The following is a 2,169-nucleotide window of genomic DNA, read 5'->3' as shown; positions in this document are numbered from 1 at the left end:
GAGCATAACTGCCGGGGGAAATATCGATCTGCGATCGCCCGATCCAATCAACCGGCTAGGCGATATTGATTCATCCGGGGCGCAATCAGGTCAAATCTCCATTACTAGCGGTGGCCGGATTACAACAGAGGATATTCGGATTGCCAATCGCATTAGCGGCGACGGCGTTGGCGGAGATATTCGCTTTTCGGCTGAGGCCATTGAGTTTAATCGCACCTCGATCGCATCGCGAACGCGAGACGAATCACAAGGGCCGCTGCTGGGTTTTGAGCAAGCTGCGGTATCGGGTAACATCATCGTCAACGCCGAAACTGACGTTAGGCTAAACAATACCAACCTTTTTACCAGTGCGGACTTTGGATCTGGCGATGCCGGTGATGTCGTCGTCGATACGCAGCGACTGCAGATTTTCACCCAGCCCGATTTTGTCTTTCCGTTTAGCAGTGCGTTTGGCATTTTTGCCTACGGCGATGTAGAAAGTACAGGCGATGGTGGCAATATCGATATTCGCGCTTCCGAGTCTGTCGAGCTAGTGGGCATCTCTCCAGGTGACTTCACTCCAAGCACCAACCGAGTAGAGGCAGAAGCGGCGGTTACTGAGCTAGTCACCACCGGCACGTCGATCTTTGCGCCAGCATTTGGCGGCGGCAAGGCTGGAACAATTAGCCTGAATACAGGGCGATTGAGCCTGCGAGACGGGGCAGGGCTAGTGACCACCGCTGTTTTTGATCAAGGGGGAGATATTGCTATTGTTGCGGATGAGATTGACCTGCAAGGGTTTGCTCTAATTACAACCGGCACAGGACTAACCGGAGAGGATGCTGGTAATCTCAGTATTCAAGCCGATCGCGTCAACCTGAGCAGAGGCGCGGCCATCTCCGCCTCATCTTTTGGCCCAGGCAACTCAGGTAATCTTTCTTTGACTGCTCGGCAGCTACGCATACAAGACGGTAGCTCTATTAGCACGTCGGCGTTTGATGCTGGCAACGGCGGTGAGCTGAGCATCCGAGTAGAAGATTCTGTAGAAGTGACAGGAGCCACTAGTGACAATAGCTTTGTCAGCAGTATTGCTTCTAGTTCTGAAGGAGCCGGTGACGCTGGCCCGTTAACTATCACAACCGATAGCCTGAGCGTTAGCGATCAGGCCGCCATTCTTAGCGCTGCATTAGGCAGCGGTCGCGGCGCTGACATTCAAATAGATATCGGCACATTACAGATCGATAATGGTCATATTGATGCCTCGACAACCACTGCTAAAGCTGGCGGCGATATTCGGATTCAAGCGCGGGATTCGGTAGAGATTGCGGGTAGAGGCTTCGATGCACTGCTTCAAGAAATCATTGAGCCAGCTTTCAATGCGATGTTAGATCCTAGCAATTTTGACCAAGGCATCACTACGGTGACTAATAGCAGCGGCGACGCGGGTTCTGTCAAAATTACGACGCCTCAGTTCACGGCGCGCGATGGCGCATTTATCTCTACTAGCACTGCAGGCAGCGGCGCAGGCGGCAATATCAGCATTATCGCCGAAGAGGATCTGCAGCTAGAAAGTACGCTGCTAGCCACTGGAACATTTACAGATGCGCCTTCTGGCGATATTGATTTGCAAACGAGACGCCTGCGAGCCAGCGGCGGCGGACAGGCAATTACTACAACGTTTGGCTCAGGAGAAGCTGGAAATCTCACCGTTAGAGCTTCAGAATCTGTCGATCTAATCGATCCAACAGAAACGGGGATAGCCAGTGGCCTGTTGGCTTCTTCTTTTCAAACGGCGGCAGGGACGGGCGGCGATATTCTTGTCGAGACTGAAGACTTTCGCATTCTAGACGGGGCGACAGTATCTGTCAGCGGCGAGGGAACTGGAGATGCTGGCAATATTGATGTATGGGCGCGATCGCTTCGGCTCGATCGAGGATCGATTGCCGCTACTAGCGCCTCCGGCGAAGGCGGTAACATTACCCTTCGCGTTACTGACGTTTTGCGTCTACGCAACGGTAGCGAAATCTCGACTACTGCCGGGCAGGCTGGCTCATCTGGTAACGGCGGCAATATCACCTTTAGCGATGGCTTTATTATCGCGGTCCCGGCTGAAAACAGTGACATCACCGCCAATGCTTTTGAAGGCCGAGGCGGCAACATTGCCGTTGAGAGTCGGGGACTATTTGGGAT

The 2,169-nt window shown here is 53.3% G+C and carries 1 pseudogene; it reads left to right on the top strand.

From position 1 onward, the window contains the following. Positions 1-2,169 (top strand): annotated as a pseudogene (locus IQ256_RS28980) (hypothetical protein); the annotation flags it as partial.

The sequence above is a fragment of the cf. Phormidesmis sp. LEGE 11477 genome (assembly GCF_015207105.1).
Classification (GTDB): domain Bacteria; phylum Cyanobacteriota; class Cyanobacteriia; order Phormidesmidales; family Phormidesmidaceae; genus Phormidesmis.
Note: the sequence above shows the minus strand (reverse complement) of the source record. Positions and strands in the feature narration are given on the sequence as shown.